The sequence below is a fragment of the Tepidanaerobacter syntrophicus genome (genome assembly GCF_001485475.2).
In the GTDB taxonomy this organism is placed as follows: Bacteria; Bacillota; Thermosediminibacteria; order Thermosediminibacterales; family Tepidanaerobacteraceae; genus Tepidanaerobacter; species Tepidanaerobacter syntrophicus.
This window is the reverse complement of record NZ_DF977003.1, coordinates 579,418-582,261: the sequence shown is the minus strand read 5'-3', so window position 1 is coordinate 582,261 and position 2,844 is coordinate 579,418. Positions and strand designations below refer to the sequence as shown.

Below are 2,844 nucleotides of genomic sequence, written 5' to 3'. Positions count from 1 at the left end.
TCTTTAGCAAGACTTACTGCACCTTCTTCATCCATATCTACTATTTTGTTGAAAAGTTCATCAAGCACTTTACCTTCCCCCTTATGATTGAGTAATGAAATTTAATGGGAAAATTGAAGATTGTTTGAGGTAGTTCAGCATCCCTCCTTAATTATCCAACTCGTATTTACATGTCTTTTCTACTAGTATATAACTGTTTGACTGAATTGTCAACTGAATCGAAATTTATGGTTTTTTACTATTTGATATAAAATTGTCATTTATCATTTATACTAAATCATGCAAAATCAAACATTCCCACTGATTGAAGGTTTTGACTTCAGCTGCATTAAAGTATATACTACTGCACTTGCACCATAGATAACTGTTGCAACAAAAATCGGAAATCGTATTTCGCTGTTAATTTGTCCAAGCATTGCAATATAATATGTGGATACAAAACCTCCAAGATTCATAAAGGCCATCAAAACACCGGATGCCGCTGCAAAAGAAGCAGGGGAGACGATCATCCCGAGAATCATCATAATGGCGGGCATAATTATTCCAAATCCTATTCCGTCAAGCATCATCCCTATAGTAAGTACTACAATATTGTTTGAGTAATAAACTATGCCTGCTCCAATTGCAAGGATAATCAAGCCGATAGTAATTGTAAACTTAGAAGCTTTTTGATATAGTTTTCCAAAAATGCCGCCGGCTATCATACCTCCCACCGTAAACATTGAAAGTACTATACCGGCAGAAGCTGCATCACCTAAGTTATCAGTTATAATAATTGTCGACATGTTCACAAGCAATGGATAATTTAGCATCATTGCAATTCCAAAAAGAATTGATATTAGATACACGGAAGGAGGTATGCTTATTTTGCCTCTCTCTTCTCCTATTTTCTTTTCAGGTTCAGGCAACATCAGCATAACCATTATAAGGGGAATCGCTCCAAGGAGATGTGCTAGAAATGCATAATTCCATTTTATAGCGCACAGCACCCCTCCCAAAAGTTGCAGCACTATACCACCCAGATTCATAACAAGACCTGACATGCCAAGCATATTCGCTCTTTCCTGACCATCAAAAAGATTTAAGATTACAGCATTACCAAGAGGCATCAAAACGCCGAGCCCTATTCCGAAAAGTGCTCTTGAAATCAATATAGTTTTAAAATCGCTGATCCAGAATGGCGCAGCTCCTGCTGCCGTAAATAAAAGTGTCCCTAGGATTAGCAGTGGTCTGTAGCCCACCTGATTTCCAGCTATTACTCCTGCTATAGCTGTAGATGGTATTATGAAGAGAGAAGGAAGTGTTGATACAAGTAAAATGGTGCTAAAACCAATATCCGGAAATGCTTCAGCAATATTTTGTATTGCAGGCGTAATAGTCCCGATACCCATTGCAATGAAGAAAACTGACATTATAGCTATTGTTGCTTTTCTTTTATCCATCTTAATTCTCCCCTTATAAATAGAATGGGTAAATTTAATCCTTCGATTCCGGGTAAATAACAACCCGGAATCGAAGTTATTCATATTAAAATTTAGATGATTTGAATGGAAAGTTGCATATAATATCAATATTCCTAATATTTTCCGTATTTTTCTACTGCATCAATTAGGGCACGAATATTTTCGAGAGGTGTTTCTCTTGGGGCGATTCCTATACTTGTAGAAGCTATATACCCACCACCGGGTTTGATATCTTCCATAAGACCTTTAACATATTCATCAATTTTTTCTGGAGTGCTTCCGATTATAAGACTTATAGGTATACCGCCCATTACGCAAGTATGGTTTTTTAATAGTTCTTTTGCTTTTCGTATATCTGTCTTTTCAAAATAGGCAATTCCCCATTTTGGCGGCAGTTCTAGGATTGTTTCCAAGTGAGGTTCATGTTTTCCTTCGAAGAATACCATAGATTTTATTCCTTCATCTGCAAGTCTAAGTATTACCTCCTTTAGGTATGGCCAATAAAACTCGTTGTAAAGTTTTGGAGATAGATATTCATTAAGGTGCAAGGGAATAAACGCAATATTTGCTCCCAACGGTTTCATCGCTAGAGCAATCTTCAAAATAGGTTCAATTAAAGCTTCGCAAGCTTTTTTAACTTTATCTGGATATTTTCTAACATCTATAAGGACATTAGTAACATCTCTGAGACCATCGCCTATCAAATCGAGTGGAGCCATGGCAAGTGTCAGAGGTATTGACGGCATGCCTATATTTGCTAAATCTTCAGCAACGCCCTGCATAAATGCCATAACGTTCCCAGATTCCATGCCCAATCTCACCCATGTTGCCATAGCTTTTCGCGGAGTTTCTAAATTACGACAAATTCGCGGCAATACTGTTTCTGCAATAAATCCTACAGGATCTTCTATCAGCTGATCGTATTCTTCCGGCTGCATGAAGGTTCCGCCGATAAATTGAGGTGAGCAATTCTCCGCAAGTTCTCTGCCGGGATATCGCGTGCACTTATCGCCAAGAATATCATGTGTTCTGCCGCTCATGCCAAACACAGTGCTAACTTCCGGATCATCGGCGAATGCATAGGTAAGCGGAGGCACTCCTACCCCCGTAAATCCCGATGCAAATGTCCAATCACACGGAAAATCCTTATTGAACTTTGCTAGGGCTTCTCGCGTCTTATTATAGTCAAAGCAAAATTCATAGTGGGTTATCCCTGCATAAGCAGGAATCACATCTCCTCCAACTCCCGACAGTGGCACTCTATCAGGTTCCTCTAAATTCATAGCAGCTTGTATTCTTGCAAGACGTTCCTTTGCAAGTTCGTCAGGACTTTTTGCACACATCTTTATCCCTCCACTCCCATTAATTCTTTGCACAGCCT

General features: G+C 38.9%; 2 protein-coding genes. Both read right to left on the bottom strand.

Annotated features, from left to right (window positions below):
• Positions 1-287 precede the first annotated feature (287 nt).
• Positions 288-1,442: an MFS transporter gene (locus TSYNT_RS11805; RefSeq protein WP_059034373.1), complete on the bottom strand. Its 1,155-nt coding sequence runs from the start codon at positions 1,440-1,442 to the stop codon at positions 288-290.
• Positions 1,443-1,576: 134 nt separating this feature from the next.
• Entirely contained in the window at positions 1,577-2,839 is a 1,263-nt protein-coding gene (locus tag TSYNT_RS11800) for a uroporphyrinogen decarboxylase family protein (protein ID WP_238142733.1), read from the bottom strand.
• Positions 2,840-2,844: the final 5 nt, after the last annotated feature.

Excerpts from the sequence above, each read along its gene's own strand:
- TSYNT_RS11805 (WP_059034373.1), bottom strand. The coding sequence starts at position 1,442 with ATGGATAAAAGAAAAGCAACAATAGCTATAATGTCAGTTTTCTTCATT.